Annotated in this window: 16 protein-coding genes; 6 read left to right on the forward strand and 10 right to left on the reverse strand. The window is 63.0% G+C overall.

Annotation, left to right across the window (positions count from 1 at the left end):
• Positions 1-20: 20 nt before the first annotated feature.
• Entirely contained in the window at positions 21-938 is a 918-nt protein-coding gene (locus KQ661_RS20770; RefSeq protein WP_216690913.1) for a universal stress protein, read from the forward strand.
• A 163-nt stretch (positions 939-1,101) separates the two neighbouring features.
• On the opposite strand, the gene KQ661_RS20775 is transcribed toward KQ661_RS20770, so the two are convergent.
• The 10 genes from KQ661_RS20775 to atpD all read right to left on the reverse strand — a co-directional run bounded on the left by KQ661_RS20775 (position 1,102) and on the right by atpD (position 8,834).
• Positions 1,102-2,013 (reverse strand): F0F1 ATP synthase subunit gamma, encoded by a 912-nt coding sequence (locus KQ661_RS20775; protein ID WP_216690912.1) that lies wholly within the window; start codon positions 2,011-2,013, stop codon positions 1,102-1,104.
• A gap of 252 nt (positions 2,014-2,265) precedes the next feature.
• On the reverse strand, positions 2,266-3,810 hold the full coding sequence (locus tag KQ661_RS20780; RefSeq protein ID WP_216728033.1) for an alternate F1F0 ATPase, F1 subunit alpha: 1,545 nt from the start codon (positions 3,808-3,810) through the stop codon (positions 2,266-2,268).
• On the reverse strand, positions 3,797-4,663 hold the full coding sequence (locus KQ661_RS20785; RefSeq protein ID WP_216728034.1) for a F0F1 ATP synthase subunit delta: 867 nt from the start codon (positions 4,661-4,663) through the stop codon (positions 3,797-3,799). Before KQ661_RS20785 ends, KQ661_RS20780 begins: the two co-directional genes overlap by 14 nt.
• 13 nt (positions 4,664-4,676) lie before the next feature.
• The gene (locus tag KQ661_RS20790; RefSeq protein WP_168674861.1) at positions 4,677-4,946 is read right to left on the reverse strand and encodes a F0F1 ATP synthase subunit C; all 270 of its coding nucleotides are present in this window, start codon (positions 4,944-4,946) and stop codon (positions 4,677-4,679) included.
• 15 nt (positions 4,947-4,961) lie between these two features.
• Positions 4,962-5,657 (reverse strand): F0F1 ATP synthase subunit A, encoded by a 696-nt coding sequence (locus KQ661_RS20795; RefSeq protein WP_216690909.1) that lies wholly within the window; start codon positions 5,655-5,657, stop codon positions 4,962-4,964.
• Positions 5,647-5,955, reverse strand: a complete 309-nt coding sequence (locus tag KQ661_RS20800; RefSeq protein WP_216727013.1) for an ATP synthase subunit I — start codon at positions 5,953-5,955, stop codon at positions 5,647-5,649. Before KQ661_RS20800 ends, KQ661_RS20795 begins: the two co-directional genes overlap by 11 nt.
• Entirely contained in the window at positions 5,948-6,280 is a 333-nt protein-coding gene (locus KQ661_RS20805; RefSeq protein WP_216690907.1) for an AtpZ/AtpI family protein, read from the reverse strand. Before KQ661_RS20805 ends, KQ661_RS20800 begins: the two co-directional genes overlap by 8 nt.
• 12 nt (positions 6,281-6,292) lie before the next feature.
• Complete coding sequence (locus tag KQ661_RS20810) at positions 6,293-6,691, reverse strand: F0F1 ATP synthase subunit epsilon (protein WP_216690906.1); 399 nt, start codon at positions 6,689-6,691, stop codon at positions 6,293-6,295.
• 167 nt (positions 6,692-6,858) lie between these two features.
• Positions 6,859-7,245 carry a cupin domain-containing protein gene (locus tag KQ661_RS20815; RefSeq protein WP_216690905.1) on the reverse strand — a complete coding sequence of 129 codons (387 nt, stop codon included), beginning with the start codon at positions 7,243-7,245 and terminating at the stop codon, positions 6,859-6,861.
• A gap of 113 nt (positions 7,246-7,358) precedes the next feature.
• The gene (gene atpD, locus KQ661_RS20820) at positions 7,359-8,834 is read right to left on the reverse strand and encodes a F0F1 ATP synthase subunit beta (RefSeq protein ID WP_216728035.1); all 1,476 of its coding nucleotides are present in this window, start codon (positions 8,832-8,834) and stop codon (positions 7,359-7,361) included.
• Positions 8,835-9,116: 282 nt separating this feature from the next.
• On the opposite strand from atpD, the gene ppsA reads away from it, so the two are divergent.
• The 5 genes from ppsA (at position 9,117) to KQ661_RS20845 (ending at position 15,305) form a co-directional block, all read left to right on the forward strand.
• On the forward strand, positions 9,117-11,552 hold the full coding sequence (gene ppsA, locus KQ661_RS20825) for a phosphoenolpyruvate synthase (RefSeq protein WP_216728036.1): 2,436 nt from the start codon (positions 9,117-9,119) through the stop codon (positions 11,550-11,552).
• Positions 11,553-11,624: 72 nt separating this feature from the next.
• Positions 11,625-12,383 carry an MlaE family ABC transporter permease gene (locus KQ661_RS20830; protein ID WP_216690902.1) on the forward strand — a complete coding sequence of 253 codons (759 nt, stop codon included), beginning with the start codon at positions 11,625-11,627 and terminating at the stop codon, positions 12,381-12,383.
• 84 nt (positions 12,384-12,467) lie between these two features.
• A complete protein-coding gene (locus tag KQ661_RS20835) occupies positions 12,468-13,244 on the forward strand; it encodes an ABC transporter ATP-binding protein (protein ID WP_216690901.1) in 777 nt (258 codons plus the stop codon).
• A 124-nt stretch (positions 13,245-13,368) separates the two neighbouring features.
• Positions 13,369-14,370 (forward strand): MlaD family protein, encoded by a 1,002-nt coding sequence (locus KQ661_RS20840; protein ID WP_216728037.1) that lies wholly within the window; start codon positions 13,369-13,371, stop codon positions 14,368-14,370.
• A gap of 389 nt (positions 14,371-14,759) precedes the next feature.
• Positions 14,760-15,305 (forward strand): LOG family protein, encoded by a 546-nt coding sequence (locus tag KQ661_RS20845; protein WP_235727353.1) that lies wholly within the window; start codon positions 14,760-14,762, stop codon positions 15,303-15,305.
• Positions 15,306-15,314 lie beyond the last annotated feature (9 nt).

Genomic DNA, 15,314 nt, shown 5'->3' on the forward strand with positions numbered 1-15,314 from the left:
ACCCTAACCTTCACTTCCCCATGGCCCTTTCCCTCATCGTCTTCGCCGGTTTTTATCCGCCCGCCCGCCGCGCTGTTAAATACGCCGACGTGATGGCTCAGGCCATGGTGGGCCAGTTGGTGCTGCTGCACGTCAACCGCGCCTCCCTGTTCGACCCCAACGATTTGGTGGCCCAAGGCTACCACCAGGAGGAGCTGGCGCGCCAGACCGATACGGCCGCCATTCTCTACCAACAGGCCCAAAGCCTGCAAACCACAGCCACCGTGGAAGTAGCCACCGACCTGCTGCCCGCCGTGGCCCAGGATTTGGCCAACCGCTACCAGCCGGCCCTCTTTGTCCTCAGCCAGGTGGATGAGGACCGTCCCGTCGCCGCCGACATGCTCACCTCCTGCGTGGAGATTCTGCGGGCCGGCGGCTACCCGCTGCTGGTGGTGTCGCCCACGTCCCCCACCGACCACCCGCCCCGCCGCATCCTCATTGCCGCCGACCGCGAACCATTCACGCTGACCGCGGAAGCCCAGGCCCTGCGCCCGCTGCTGGCCCAGCCCGGCGTCGAGATTATTGTGGCCCACGTTACGAGTGGGGTGGAAGACGACGAAGGCTGCGCCCTGGCGCTGCGGGCCGTGCAGGCCAGCGGCCTGGTCGAGGGGCTGCCCACGCCGGAACTACGGGGCTTTCAGCATGAGCACTACGAGCAGGGAGTGCTGGCGGCCGCCCTCGATTCACGGGCCGATTTGGTGGTGGTGCTGGCTCGTCATCGCAGCTATTTCGGCAACTTGTTTCACCGCAGCGTCACGGCCAAGCTCCTGGAAAACTGCCCGGTACCCGTGCTCGTACTGCCCGCCGCCGCCCCAGAGGTCGCTACCGAAACGTCTGCTTTGGTGGCTGCCACCGGCATTGCCAACACGGTACTTACCGGCCTCACGCCAGCTTTCTGACACGCGGTTTTTTGATAATTTGAGCAAATTTCAAGAGTCAGGTGTAGCAACGCGATACTTGCGTTCATGAATCTAAAATCTAACCCAGTGACTCAGCGGATGAACAGGCATGGCCCCGCCGCTCGGGTTTCGGCACCAGAATGACTGCACCGGGCTGCCTATCCTACTCCCGCTTCTCCTTGGCGTGGTCGGCGTTGAGGGCCTCGAAGCCGGACACGACGTCGAACAACTCCTCGTCGATGGCGCTTTGGCGCTTGTGGTGGTACTGGTGAGCCAGCTCGCCCAATAGCTCATCGATGCTTTTTTCGGCCCGCTGCATGGCTTTCAGGCGGCTGGCGTTTTCGCTGGCCAATGACTCGGCGCAGGCTCGGAACAAGGACACGAACAGAAACTCTCCGACGAGGGCCCGCAACGTGGGAAACCGCGCGCCAGCTACCTGGGGCCGCGTTTTTGTGGGCCAGTGCAGGGCCCGCAGCTCCTGTTTCCATTGCGCGTCCAGCGGCAGCAGGCGCTGATATACCGGCTCATACCCCGTGGCCTCCCGGGGCCGGTTGTGAAAGATGTAGAACGCGGTCAGGCTTCCGTTGTCGATGGCTTCCTGCGCTTTTAGCAGCATCTGCGCGACTAGCGGCGTAATGGCCGTGATGCCCGTGGGCACCAGAAAATGCGTGGTCACGGGCAGGCCCGCATCTGTTAGCAGGTGCTGCACCCGTTCGCCCACGGTCCAGAGCTGCTTACTGCCGGGCAGAGTGCCGAGCGTTTGGGCCACAAAAGCGGCGAGGGTATCGTTGAACGAGCCCACCAGCCCCTGGTCGGACCCAAAAACCAAGGCACCTATCAAGGGCTCAGCTACTTTTTGCGGCTCCTGTACCGGTGGTGTGGGGTTTCCGGCGGGCTCCGACTGAAAGTAAGCGACCAAGCCCAGCGCTACGGTTTGGTAATAGTCGCCGAGCGAGCTCACCGCCAGCTCGTACTGCCCGATGGTGGCCGCCGCCATGGCTTTCATGGTCCGCACCACGGATTTGATGTCCTTGGCACCTTCAATTTTCCGGCTCAGGCTTTCCAGGGTTTGCATTTGTTCGGGGTGTAATTTGCTCAGGGAGGAGCGCGCGCGATGAGCGGGATGAGCGGGATGAGCAAGAGGACCTAGAGCAAATTCAAGGTCCGTGTACACGATGTGGAGACGCAATATTTTGCGTCTCGTCGTTGCTGATGTTGTTATAACCGCGCAGGTTTGTGCGGTCCCGGTCGTTCAACGACGAGACGCAAAATGTTGCGTCTCTACATCGTGTACATAGACTCCGAAACCTCTCTAATAGCTTGTCAGCTAGTCGCTTTCCGCAGCGGGCTGCTCCTGAAAAGGGGCCAGCACCGTTTTGGCGCAGGCCAGCAGCGCGGCCTGGTCGTCCGGACTCAGGGGTTTTTGCGCGGTCAGGCGTTGCAGCAATTCGGCGGGTAGGGCGAGGCTGCTTTGCGTTAGCAGGGCCTCGGCTTCGGGTATTTTTTCGACGAGGATATTGTCAAAATAGCCGCTGGTGAGGGCCAGCAGCACAACCAGCTGCTCGGGCACCGACATGGGGTGCAGCTCCGGCTGCTTGAGCCAGCTTCGGATGCGCTGCCCGTGGTCGATGACGCGCTGCGTGTGCTCGTCGAGGCGTGTGCCGAAGCGGGCGTAGTTTTCCAGCTCCTCAAACTGCGAATACGCCAGCTTCAGGTTGCCGGTGGTGGTGCGGTAGGCCGGCAGCTGGGCTTTGCCGCCCACCCTGGAAACAGACTTACCCACGTCGACGGCCGGCAGAACGCCCGCTTCAAAGAGCTTGGGCGAGAGGTAAATCTGCCCGTCGGTGATGGAAATGAGGTTGGTGGGAATGTAGGCGGAGATGTTCTGCGCCTCCGTTTCGATGATGGGCAGGGCCGTGAGCGAGCCGCCGCCCAGCGCCGGGCTCAAGTGGGTGGCGCGTTCGAGCAGGCGGGAGTGGATGTAGAAAATATCGCCCGGAAACGCCTCCCGGCCCGGGGGCCGCCGCAGCAGCAGCGACAGCTCGCGGTAGGCCCGGGCGTGGTTGGTGAGGTCGTCGTACACAATCAGCACGTCGCGGCCCTGCTCCATGAAGTACTCGGCCACGCTGGTAGCCGCATACGGGGCAATGTATTTCAGGCCGGGGGCCTCGTTGCCTTCGGCCACCAACACGATGGTGTAGGCGAGGGCCTTCTTTTCGCGCAGCGTGGCAATGACCTTGGCCACCGACGCGGCCCGTTGGCCGATGGCGCAGTAAATGCACAGCACCTGCTTATCGTGCTGGTTGAGAATGGCATCGAGCGCCAAAGCCGTTTTGCCCGTCTGCCGGTCGCCCAGAATCAGCTCGCGCTGGCCCCGGCCCACGGGCAGCAGCGCATCAAGCACTTTGAGGCCGGTTTGCAGCGGCACGGTTACCGGCGCACGGTCCATGATGGCCGGCGCGGGCCGCTCGATGGGCAGGCGCTGCCGCGTAAGCAGCGGGCCGCCGCCGTCCAGCGGCTCGCCCAAGGGGTTGATTATCCGGCCAATCAGAGCGTCGCCCACGGGAATATCCATCACCCGGCCCGTGCGCTCCACTTCGTCGCCCACGCTCAGCCGCGCATCTTCCCCCAGCAAGACAACGCCGATTTCGGTTTCGTCGAGGTTGTAGGCCAGGCCATACAACCCGCCGGCAAACAGCAATAGCTCGCCGGAGCCCGCGCCCGGCAGCCCCGATACCCGCACCACTCCGGCCGACACGCTCAGCACCACCCCAATTTCGCGGGGAATCAGCGCGGGCCGGAACGCGGCGCTGCCCGCGCTCAGGGCCGCGAGCGTATCGTTCAGATTAGCAAGTAGTTCAGTGGCTGGCATGGTGGCGCGGTTCGGATTCGGATTCGGATTCGGATTCGGGTTCGGGTTCGGGTTCGGGTTCGGGTTCGGGTTCGGGTTCGGGTTCGCCCGCCGGCGCACGCTGCGGAGTGGCGGCCGAAAGGTTGCTTTCGAGCTCGGCGAGGTAGCTGGGCACGCTCCAGGCCAGCTTGTAGCCGTTGGCGCTCAGCGAAATACCGCTGATGAGCTCGGGCGCGGTGGTGAAGGTGCAGGCGGCTTCGGTGCCGATGAGGGCCGTGAGGGCGGCGGCCAGCTCAGCCTGCTGCTCAGCTGATAACGCAAAGGCGCTGCGTACCTGCACGGGCCTGGCGCTGGCCTGGAAAGCATCGATAAAGCCTTGCTTTTCGGTTCCCTGCAGGTGGTGAAGTCGTTCGATGAATACGGCCAGCGCCTGCGCTTCCAGGCCGGCGGAGGCCAGGTCGGTCAGGGCTTTTTTGGTGAGGGAAAGCACGGTCTGGCGGGTCTTTTGGGCCAGGTCGTCGTGCATTTCTTCCTGTATTTGCTGGTGGGCGGTGGCCTGTTTGGCGCGTAGCGTATCGGCGTCCTGCCGGGCTTCGTCCAGCAGCTGCTGGCGCTCGGCCTGCGCTTCGGCGTGGGCCGTGGCCAGCAGGGTTTGCTTGCGCTGGTCGAAGTCGACGTTTTTCTGCTGGTATTGCTCGCGCTCGGCCTGCGCCTCGGTTTTTTGAGTGCTGGCGTCGTTCAGCTGCGCCTTTATTTTTTGCTCGCGCGCTTCGATAGCCGCCAAAACCGGCTGGTACAGAAAGCGCTTCATGAGCCACACCAGCAGCAGAAAGTTCAGCAGCTGAGCGACGACGGTGAACCAGTTGATTTCCATGGGGTCGGGAGGCTTACTGGCCAATCATGTGGTTCCAGAAGGGGTTGGCGAAAATGAGAATCATCGACAGCACGAAGCAGTAGATGGCCGTCGATTCAATCATGGCCAACCCCACAAACAGGGTGCGCGTGATGGTGGCCGAGGCATCGGGCTGCTGCGCCAGCGCGCTGAGGGCGGTGGCCACGGCCTTGCCCTCGCTCACGGCCGGAAAAATGGTGCCGATGGCGGTGGTGAAGCCGGCCATGATAATGGAAATCATGGCGATAAGGGCGGTGCTGTCCATGGGTTGATTGGTTGATTAGTTAGAAGCGGGAAGTGGTTCCGGCGGGGCAGGCTTGGCCACCGCCGCGGCGATGTACACCGTGGCCAGCACGCTGAAAATGTAGGCCTGCACCAAGCCCGTAAGCAGCCCCAGCACGTTCATGATAACGGGAAAGAACAGGGGCGAAATGCTCAGCAGAATGCCCACAATCATGCCCCCGCTCATGATGTTGCCGAACAGGCGCACGGCCAGCGCCAGCGTCCGGGTGGCATCACTGATGAGGTTGAAAGGCAGCATGATGAAGGTGGGCTGCAGGTAGGTTTTGAGGTAGGCGAGCACCCCGGTTTTCCCGATTCCAAAGAAGGGCACGGCCAGAAACACGGCCACGGCCAGGGCCGCCGTGGTGGAGAGCGAGCCGGTGGGGGGCTGGTACCAGGGCAGGACAATACCCACGTTGGCAATGGCGATAAACAAAAACAGGGTGCCAATGAAGCCGATGTACTTTTCGGGCTGGGGCAGGCCCGCTTCCGCAATTTGGGTGTTGATGCCCTGCACCACGATTTCGAGGGCGCACTGCCAGCGGGAAATCAGCAGGCCGGTTTTCAGCTTTCGGGTGATGAGGAAAGCCCCCCCCACCATCAGCAGCATGATGCCCCAGGTGGTGACCAGCGTGAGGTTAATCGTCACGAATCCGTAACGCCAGAAAACGACTTCGTCGGGGCTAAGATTCATGGGCGAGGGGTTTTGAGAACGGCCGCGCAGCGGCCGGCCGGGTGAAGTGGGCCACCAGGTAGCGGGCCGCCACGAAGCCGGCCAGGCAGGCCACCAGCCGGGACCAGCTGCCCTGGCCCACGTAGTAGAAGCCGGCCCCGGCCAGGGCCAGCCGGCCCAGCAGGCTGCCCAGCAGCCAGAGCGCCGGGTAGCGGGCCATGAGGGCGCGCCGCACCGTGAGCCACAGGCCATAGAAAAACAGAGTGCCCAGGGCCAGGCCCGCAATCAGGGCCAGCGCGAGCGGAAAGATTTCAGTCATCGGAAGGAGTTTTAGTGGTTTGCGCTGGGGGTTCGTTGCCTTCTTTCCTCACCCAGACCCAGGCGGTGAGGCAGCCCACTACCAGCCCGGCAAAGAGCAGGGTCACCGTCCAGGAAAACGTCTGCGGGTAGCGGCGGTCGAGCCACACGCCCAGCGCCGTGCCCGCCAGCACCGGCACCGCCACCGACCAGCCAATCATGCCGAACATGCCCACGCCGTACCACACGCCCTTTTTGGGGTTGTGCAGGGCGTGCAGCTTGCGCGTTTCCAGGGCACCAATGCGCTGGCTGAGCGATGCGTCCGGTTTGTCGGCGGCGGGTTTCATGGGCAGGAGGGGCTAGGACTGTTGCAGTGTTTCGAGCCGGGTGAGCAGGCCGGTTTCTATTTTCCGCAGGGTGGTGCGGGCCGCCTGCTCCTCGGCATCGTGGCGGCGAAAGTCCTGCTCCACTAATTCGCGGAGCTGGCCGAGGCCGACCCCGCCGATGGCGTTGCGCACCGACACCGACACGTCGGGCCCGGCTTTGAGCAGCACGCCTTCGTCCACGGCCAGGTAATGCACGCGGCCATCGGCGGTTTCGTAGGTGAAAATGCCGGGCACCAGGGCCGCCACGCAATCGAGCCGCCGGGGCAGCAGGCCATACGCACCGGCGCTGGTTTCGAGCACGATACGACTTATCTGGCCGATGTCGAGGAACACGCGAAACGGCAGCAGCACTTTGAGGTTCATGGTCGACATGTGGGGTGAGACCTGAATAGAGATGAGAGAGAAAATCAGCCCGTCAGGCTGAGCGAGTGGGCGTAGTTCATCGCTCGCGTCGTGCAGCCCGGCCGCCCCCGCCACACTGCCCCATTCAGCAAATAAGTCGTTGGCAGCAAGCTGTTCGTGGGCTGCAAATGCCGCACCTAGCCTTTGGTCTTTTCAATCATGTGATTGATTACCAGCGTATGCTCATGCTGGGGACTAAACATAATCATCTCCGCATCTGCATTGACTTTTACATTATGCCCTGGAGGCCAATAAAAAAGGTCATTCGCATTTACAGTCTCTTCGGTGCCATTAGCGTCCGTTGCGGTCACCTGACCGCTCAGCAGATATCCCCAGTGTGGACACTGACATAAATCTCCTTCGAGCCCCACAAACAAAGGGGTAGTATCAACGCCTTCGGCAAGGCTGAAATACTCTGCGCTTATCATACCCAATCCGGCAGCATTACCGAATTCGGTTTTTTGACGAAGAACCGCTCCAGGAATATCCATTTTGACTTCGATGTCACCTTTTGAAATTTTCATGATTTCGGGTTTTTAAGTTTATGGTATTGAGTCTGTTTTGACAGTCGCCAGCCAGTTATGATGGGGTTATCTGAGCATGACTATCCGGCGATGCCCCGGCCACTGGGCTGCACTCACTCCTGGGCAGGGTGGCGGGCCTCGGCATGGCCAGCATCCTGGGGCTGCGCCTTCTCCTTTTTCCCAGCCTTCTGCCGGGCCTCCTCAATCGTCCCAATCATGTAAAAGGCACTCTCGGGCAGGTCGTTGAATTCGCCGGCCAGAATCCGCTCGCAGCCGCTGAGGGCGTCCTCCAGCCCAACGTCTTTGCCCGGCAGGCCGCTGAACTGCTCGGTGGTGAAAAACGGCTGGGTGAGAAACCGCTCCAGCCGCCGGGCCCGGCCCACCAGGTTGCGGTCAGCGGTGGAGAGCTGCTCCAGCCCTAGCATGGCGATAATGTCCTGCAGCTCTTCGTATTGGGCCAGCACCCGCTTTATTTCCTGGGCCACCGCGTAGTGTCGCGGCCCGATGATGTCGGCGGTGGCCATTTTGGAATTGGACTGCAGCAGGTCGATGGCCGGAAACAGGCCCTCGCTCGCTCTTTTGCGCGACAGCACGATGGTAGCCGACAGGTGCGAAAACGCGTGCACGGCGGCCGGGTCCGTCAGGTCGTCGGCCGGCACGTACACGGCCTGAATGGAGGTAATGGCCCCGGCCTCGGTGTTGGCAATGCGCTCTTCGAGCTTGGCCAGCTCCGTGGCCAGCGTGGGCTGGTAGCCTAGGCGCGAGGGCATCATGCCCAGCAGCCCCGATACTTCCATGCCCGCCTGGATAAAGCGGAAGATGTTGTCAATCAGCAACAATACGTCGCGCTGCTCGTCGTCGCGGAAGTATTCGGCCATGGTCAGGGCCGCGTGGCCTACCCGGAAGCGCGCGCCGGGCGGCTCGTTCATCTGGCCAAACAGCATGACCATATTTTGCAGCACCCCGGCCTCCTTCATTTCGTGGTACAGCTCGAGGCCTTCGCGGCACCGCTCGCCAATGCCGCAAAACAGGCTGACCCCGTTCGTGTGGCCGGCCATGTTGTGGATTATCTCCGTGAGCAGCACCGTTTTGCCCACCCCCGCGCCGCCGAACAGCCCGGCCTTGCCGCCCCGTTCCAGCGGAATCAGCACATCGATGGCCTTGATGCCGGTGCGGAAGATTTCGGACTTGGTGGAACGGTGCAGCAAAGGCGGGGGCAGCCGGTGAATGGCGCGCTGCGCAAGCTCGGCCAGGGGTGGCCCGTGGTCGATGGTATTGCCAAACACATCGAACATCCGGCCGAGGATTTCATTGCCTACGGGCACCTCAAGCTGCTTTCCTTCAGTATCTATCCGCAGGCCGCGGGTGAGGCCCTGGGTGGGATTCAGGGCAATGCCGCGCACCCGGTGCTCATCGAGCTGCGTCAATACTTCGATGACGACCTGCTGTCCGGCCCCGGCATACAGGACGGAGTAGATGGCGGGCAGGTCGTGGTCGAACCACACGTCTACCACACTTCCCCGCACGGAGATGATGCGGCCCGCGGGGCGGGGAGCTGCTGCTGCCGGTATATGCGTTTGATGGTTCATGGGCATTCACGATTGGGACGCGCAAAGGCGACTGCCCCCGGCCACTTACTACACGAGGGGGCGGGGGCAGCGCAGTTTTCTGGCTGAGGCATGCGCGTTGCGACACTGCTGGCTACTAATGCCATAGCCCCGCACAAGATTACGGCTGCCCCAGCCGCGTCCCCTTGACGAAAGTCATGGCCGGGGCCTGACATTGGGCATTCCCGTTGCCGGGGGCGCGCCGGTCCTTTGCCCTACGCCGCCAGTCACGCCGCCGACCTCACCCCTATTCAGCCCTGTACCATGGCACACGCAGCTTTCACGCTCTTTTTCCGGGAATTGACCAACGATAAAGTGGCCCAGGTGGGCGGCAAAAATGCCTCTTTGGGGGAGATGTTCAACAAGCTCAGCGACCAGGGCATCCGGGTGCCCGATGGCTTTGCCACCACGGCCGCCGCCTACTGGCTGCTGCTGGACGAAAACGGCCTGCGGGCGCCCCTCACCGAGCTGCTGGAAACCCTGGACACCAACGACTTCAGCAACCTGCCCGACGTGGGGGCCCGGGCCCGCTCGCTGGTGCACGGGGCCGTTATGCCCATGGCTGTAGCCGCCACCATTCGGGCAGCATACCGCGAGCTGACTGCCCAGCACCCCGACCGCGCGGAAGTAGCGGTGCGCAGCAGCGCCACGGCCGAAGACCTACCTACAGCCAGCTTTGCCGGCCAGCACGACTCGTTTCTGAACATTGAGGGCGAGCAGGGCGTGCTCGACGCCTGCCACCGCTGCTTCGAGTCGCTGTTCAACGACCGGGCCATCAAGTACCGCGTTACCAACGGGTTCGACCACATGCAGGTGGCCCTGTCGGTGGGCGTGCAGACCATGGTGCATTCGGATTTGGCTTCCGCCGGCGTGGCCTTCACCATTGAGCCCGAAACAGGGCATGAGCACTTCATCTACCTCACCGGCAGCTGGGGGCTGGGCGAAAACGTGGTGCAGGGCGCGGTGAATCCCGACGAGTTTTACCTCTTCAAGCCCTCGCTGCGCGACGGCCACCGTGCGCTGGTGACCAAAAAGCTGGGCGACAAGGCCAAGGCCATGCGCTACGCCGAACCCCCGGCCGATGCCCACGGCCAGCGGGCAGATACCATCGTGAATACCGACACGCCGGCCGCCCAGCGCGAAGTATTCGTGCTCACCGATGCCGAGGTCGAGCAGCTGGGCCGCTGGTGCCTCGTGATTGAGGAGCACTACGGCATGCCCATGGACATTGAGTGGGCCAAAGACGGGCTCAACAACCAGCTCTACATTGTGCAGGCCCGCCCCGAAACCATCAGCCAGAACCGCCAGGCCCTGCGCCTGCACGAGTACCACCGCACCGAAACCGGCCCGGTGCTGGCCACCGGCAAGGCCGTGGGCAGCCAGATTGTGTCGGGCGTGGCCCGCATCATCGACTCGCCGGCCGATGGCCACCGCCTGCAGCCGAGCGAAATCCTGGTCACCGACATCACCAGCCCCGACTGGAACGCCGTGCTCCAGAACGCGGCCGTCATCGTGACTAACCGGGGCGGGCGCACCAGCCACGCGGCCATTGTGGCCCGCGAGCTGGGGCTGTCGGCCGTGGTGGGTACGTTGAATGCTACGACTAAGATTAAAGACGGGCAGGTGATAACCGTTTCCTGCGCCGAGGGCGACGAAGGCCAGGTGTTCGACGGCCAGCTGGCCTGGACCGAAACCGACCTCGACCTGGCCCAGGTGGTCCGGCCCGCCACCAAGGCCCTGCTCATCCTCGCCGACCCCGACCGCGCCCTGCAGCTGGCCCGCTACCCCAGCCAGGGCGTGGGTTTGATGCGCATGGAATTCGTCATCAACAATACCATTCGCGTGCACCCCATGGCGCTGGTTGAGTTCGATAAGCTGACCGACGAGGCGGCCCGCGCCGAGATTGAGCAGCTCACCGCCCATTATCCCAGCAAGCCCGAGTACTTCGTGGAGAAGCTCGCCCAGGCCATTGGCTTCGTGGCGGCCACGTTTTTTCCGCGCGAAGTCATTGTGCGGATGAGCGACTTCAAAACCAACGAATACGCCGACCTGCTGGGCGGCCGGCAGTTTGAGCCCCACGAGGAAAACCCCATGCTGGGCTTTCGCGGGGCCTCGCGCTACTACAGCCCGCAGTACCGCGAGGGGTTCCGGCTGGAATGCGCGGCCCTGCGCCGGGTGCGCCACGACATGGGCCTGACCAACGTGAAAGCCATGGTGCCCTTCTGCCGCACCGTGGCCGAGGGCCGGCAGGTGGTGGCCCTGATGGAAGCGTTTGGCCTGAAGCAGGGCGAGGAAGGGCTGGAAATATACGTAATGGCCGAAATCCCGAGCAACGTCATCCTGGCCAAAGAATTCGCTGAAGTATTCGACGGCTTTTCCATCGGCTCCAACGACCTAACCCAGCTGGCGCTCGGCATCGACCGGGACTCGGCCATTATCAGCCATTTGTTTGATGAGCGCAACGAGGCCGTGACGCAGCTCATGGCGCAGGTCATCGGCGCGGCCCGGGCCAGCGGCCGGCCTATTGGCCTCTGCGGCCAGGCCCCGAGCGACTACCCCGAGTTTGCTCGCTTCCTGGTCGAGCAGGGCATCAACAGCATCTCCTTCGCCCCCGACGCGCTGCTGCAAGGCCTAGCCAACATGGTGGCGGCCGAAGCGGCCGGGCCCGCTGCGCCAACTGCGCAGGCAGCAGTCGACTAGCGGCTGCTTACCAGCCCATTAATAAGCCTGATTCGCATCGCTCCTTAACCCACCTTTTGAAACTCCTGCCCCGTGTTCAAAAGCCCTTTCCTTGCCGAAACCGGTGCCATCGCGCAGTTTACCGGGCGGTTTTTCCGCGAGGGATTCCGACCGCGCTACGAAGTGCGGGAGTTTCTGTACCAGTGCTTCGTGGTGGGCTACCAGTCGCTACCGATGGTGAGCATTACGGGCTTCATCATGGGCCTCGTGCTCACGCTGCAAAGCCGGCCCACTATGGCCAAGTTCGGGGCCGAGTCCTGGATTCCGACCATGGTCGGGCTGACCATTATCCGGGAGATGGGGCCGATTATCACGGCGCTGATTTTTGCGGGTAAAATCGGCTCCAGCATCGGGGCCGAGCTGGGCTCAATGCGCGTGACGGAGCAGATTGACGCCATGGAAGTATCGGGCACCAATCCGTTTAAGTACCTGGTGGTGACGCGGGTGCTGGCTACCACGCTCATGCTGCCCCTGCTCACGGTGCTGGCCGATGCCATTGGCCTCTACGCCTCCTACGTGGGCATCAACACCAGAGGCATGACGACGCTGGCACTCTTCATCAATACCGTGCTCGCCGGCCTGACCTTCGCCGACGTGCTGCCGGCCTTCTTCAAAACCTTCTTCTTCGGCTTTGCCGTGGGCCTGGTGGGCTGCTACAAGGGCTACTACGCCGCCAAAGGCACGGCCGGGGTGGGCGTGGCCGCCAACTCGGCCGTAGTGATATCCTCGCTGCTCATCTTCATCATCGACCTGCTGGCCGTGCAGATTACTGAGCTGCTGAGCTTTAATTAGAAAACATCATGCGGAGCGAAGTCGAAGCATGACGGTTCTTTTATCCTGCTCTTGACCTACTTACCATCCGCGCCAACCAACCCCATGAAATCCCTCACCGAATCGGCATTGACCCCTGCCCCGGCCGGCCCCGCCGAGGTGGTGCTCACGCTGGAGCACATCACCAAATCGTTTGGCGACAACCATGTATTGCAGGACTTTTCGCTGGACCTGCACCGGGGCGAAAACGTGGTGGTGCTGGGCAAGTCGGGCTCGGGCAAGTCGGTGCTCGTCAAGTGCATCATCGGGCTGATGCTACCAGATGCCGGCCGCATCACGGTGCTGGGGCAGGACATCAGCACCCTCGACCACGAGGCCATGGACCAGCTGCGGGCCAAGCTGGGCTTCCTTTTCCAGAGCAACGCCCTCTACGACTCGATGACGGTGCGCGAGAACCTGCTGTTTCCGTTGCGCCGGCAGTGGCTGGACGACCGCCGGGGCGAGGAAAAGGAATTGGTGCGGCAGGCCCTGGAAGACGTAGGCCTCGCCGACACCGCCGAGAAGATGCCGGCCGAGCTGTCGGGTGGGCAGCGCAAGCGCATCGCGCTGGCCCGCACCCTTATTCTGCAGCCCGAAATCATTCTCTATGACGAGCCCACCACCGGCCTCGACCCCATCACGGCGCGCGAAATCAGTGCCCTCATCCGGCAGGTGCAGCAGAAATACCAGACGGCGGCCTTCATCATCTCCCACGATATGGACAGCGTGCGCCTCGTGGCCGACCGGGTGGCCATGCTGGCCGACGGCCGCTGCTACGCCCAGGGCACCTACCAGGAGCTGGCCAAGCACGAAGACCCGCGGGTTAACGAGTTTTTTATCTGATGGCGAGCTGACTTCGACCAGATAAGAACGGTCATGCTGAGCTTGTCGAAGCAACGCTCAGCATGACGGCTTTCCCCTCCCAATCCAACGCATTCTTCCACTTAACCACTTTAATCCCATCATCATGCCCGACTCTTCCACCAGCAAGCAAGTGCGCCTCGGCCTGTTCGTCGTGGTGGGGGTGGGGTGCCTGCTTGCCGTGCTCTACCTGCTGGGCCGCCAGCAAAACCTGTTTCAGAGCAGCCTGCCGGTGCAGGCCGATTTTCGCAACGTGGCCGGCCTGCTGCCCGGCAACAACGTGCGGCTGGGCGGCATCACGGTGGGTACCGTGGAGGATATCAATATTATAAACGACACCACGGTGCGCGTGAACATGAGCCTGAACAAGGACGTGCAGCCCTTCGTGCGGCGCAACACGGTGGCCAGCATCGGCACCGACGGACTGGTGGGCAACACCATTATCAACCTCACGGCCGCTCCCGGCCCGGCCCCGGCCGTGCAGGCCGACGACCGGCTGCCTACGCAGGAAAAAACCAGCATCGACGCCATGCTGGCCACGCTCGACGTGTCTAACCAAAACCTGGTCGGCATCACCACCGGCCTGCGCCAGGTCACGAATAAGCTCAACGACAGTAAGGCGCTGTGGGAGCTGCTGAGCAACGAGCAGCTGCCGGCTGATGTGAGCCAGAGCGTGCGTAACGCGGCCGTCGCTTCGGCCCAACTCAACGCCGCCGCCACCGATGTGCACCAGCTTACCAGCGGGGTGCGCCAGGGCCAGGGGCCCCTGGGCTACCTGCTCACCGACAAGGCGTTTGCTGGCCAGATTGGGCACGCCGCCCGGCAACTGGCCGGCACTTCCGATACGCTGGCCGCCACCCTCAGCGGCCTGCAGCGCCAGGTACAGCACGGTGGCGGCCTGCTGCAGGTGCTGCTCACCGACACCGCCGCCGCCCGGCACCTGCGCCAGACCATGGGCAACGCGGCCCAAAGCACCGTTAAGCTCAACCAGAGCATGACGGCCCTGCAGCACAACTTCCTGCTCCGCGGCTACTTCCGCCGCAAAGCGGCCTGCGAAAAGGCCCGCCGGGAACGCCTGGCCCGCGACAGCGCCCGCCTTGCTCATTAGAGCAAATTCAAGGTCCGTGTACACGATGTAGAGACGCAATATTTTACGTCTCGTCGTTGCTGATGTTATTAGTGTTGCGCAGTCAGGTATTCCGGGCGGCGCGGTTCCGGTCGTTCAACGACGAGACGCAAAATATTGCGTCTCTACATCGTGTACATAGACTCCGAAACCTCTCTAACAGAACATTCCTGTGCCCGGACACCATGACAACCCTGCCGGCTTCGGAGGCAACGCGGGCTTTTCAACCCTTCCCCCGGCCCACGGCGCCCCCCCCCAAGCCAGCGGGCCGAGCGGCGCTTTATGGCCGGGCCGGGCACCCGCCGGGGGGGAGCTGCGCTTTTTGTGGACGGTGCTGCGCGAGTTTCTGCGCGGGTTTCGGATGCTGCACTTTGTGGGGCCGTGCGTGCCGGTATTCGGCTCGGCTCACCGAAGACTCGCCGTTTTATGCCCTGGCCCGGCAGCTGGGCGCGGGCCTGAGCCGGCAGGGCTTCACGGTGCTCACCGGCGGCGGGCCGGGGATTATGGAGGCCGCCAACCGCGGGGCCCACGACGTGGGCGGGCTTTCGGTGGGCTGCAACATCGTGCTGCCGAAGGAGCAGCATCCCAACCCGTACCTGGACCACTGGCTGGCCTGCCGGCATTTTTTCGTGCGCAAGGTGCTGCTGGTCAAATACTCCTATGCCTTCGTGATTATGCCCGGCGGCATTGGCACGCTCGACGAGCTGTTTGAGGCCCTCACGCTCATCCAGACCCGAAAAATCCACAATTTCCCGATGGTGATGGGCGGCCGCGACTATTGGCAGTCGTTGCGCGAGCTGCTCACCTACCTGGAGGCGCAGGGCATAGTAGCGCCGGCCGATTTGCGGCTGCTCACCTACACCGATTCGGTGGAGGAAGCCCTGGCCCACATCGAGCAGTACGCCGTGGTTAAGTAGCAGCTGGCG

Origin of the sequence: Hymenobacter siberiensis (assembly GCF_018967845.1) — a bacterium.
GTDB lineage: Bacteria > Bacteroidota > Bacteroidia > Cytophagales > Hymenobacteraceae > Hymenobacter > Hymenobacter siberiensis.

Excerpts from the sequence above, each read along its gene's own strand:
- KQ661_RS20805 (WP_216690907.1), bottom strand. The coding sequence starts at position 6,280 with ATGAAACCCGCCGCCGACAAACCGGACGCATCGCTCAGCCAGCGCATT.
- KQ661_RS20785 (WP_216728034.1), bottom strand. The coding sequence starts at position 4,663 with ATGGAAATCAACTGGTTCACCGTCGTCGCTCAGCTGCTGAACTTTCTG.
- KQ661_RS20810 (WP_216690906.1), bottom strand. The coding sequence starts at position 6,691 with ATGTCGACCATGAACCTCAAAGTGCTGCTGCCGTTTCGCGTGTTCCTC.
- KQ661_RS20780 (WP_216728033.1), bottom strand. The coding sequence starts at position 3,810 with ATGCCAGCCACTGAACTACTTGCTAATCTGAACGATACGCTCGCGGCC.
- KQ661_RS20840 (WP_216728037.1), top strand. The coding sequence starts at position 13,369 with ATGCCCGACTCTTCCACCAGCAAGCAAGTGCGCCTCGGCCTGTTCGTC.
- KQ661_RS20835 (WP_216690901.1), top strand. The coding sequence starts at position 12,468 with ATGAAATCCCTCACCGAATCGGCATTGACCCCTGCCCCGGCCGGCCCC.
- KQ661_RS20800 (WP_216727013.1), bottom strand. The coding sequence starts at position 5,955 with ATGACTGAAATCTTTCCGCTCGCGCTGGCCCTGATTGCGGGCCTGGCC.
- KQ661_RS20795 (WP_216690909.1), bottom strand. The coding sequence starts at position 5,657 with ATGAATCTTAGCCCCGACGAAGTCGTTTTCTGGCGTTACGGATTCGTG.
- ppsA (WP_216728036.1), top strand. The coding sequence starts at position 9,117 with ATGGCACACGCAGCTTTCACGCTCTTTTTCCGGGAATTGACCAACGAT.
- KQ661_RS20815 (WP_216690905.1), bottom strand. The coding sequence starts at position 7,245 with ATGAAAATTTCAAAAGGTGACATCGAAGTCAAAATGGATATTCCTGGA.
- atpD (WP_216728035.1), bottom strand. The coding sequence starts at position 8,834 with ATGAACCATCAAACGCATATACCGGCAGCAGCAGCTCCCCGCCCCGCG.
- KQ661_RS20770 (WP_216690913.1), top strand. The coding sequence starts at position 21 with ATGGCCCTTTCCCTCATCGTCTTCGCCGGTTTTTATCCGCCCGCCCGC.
- KQ661_RS20790 (WP_168674861.1), bottom strand. The coding sequence starts at position 4,946 with ATGGACAGCACCGCCCTTATCGCCATGATTTCCATTATCATGGCCGGC.
- KQ661_RS20775 (WP_216690912.1), bottom strand. The coding sequence starts at position 2,013 with ATGCAAACCCTGGAAAGCCTGAGCCGGAAAATTGAAGGTGCCAAGGAC.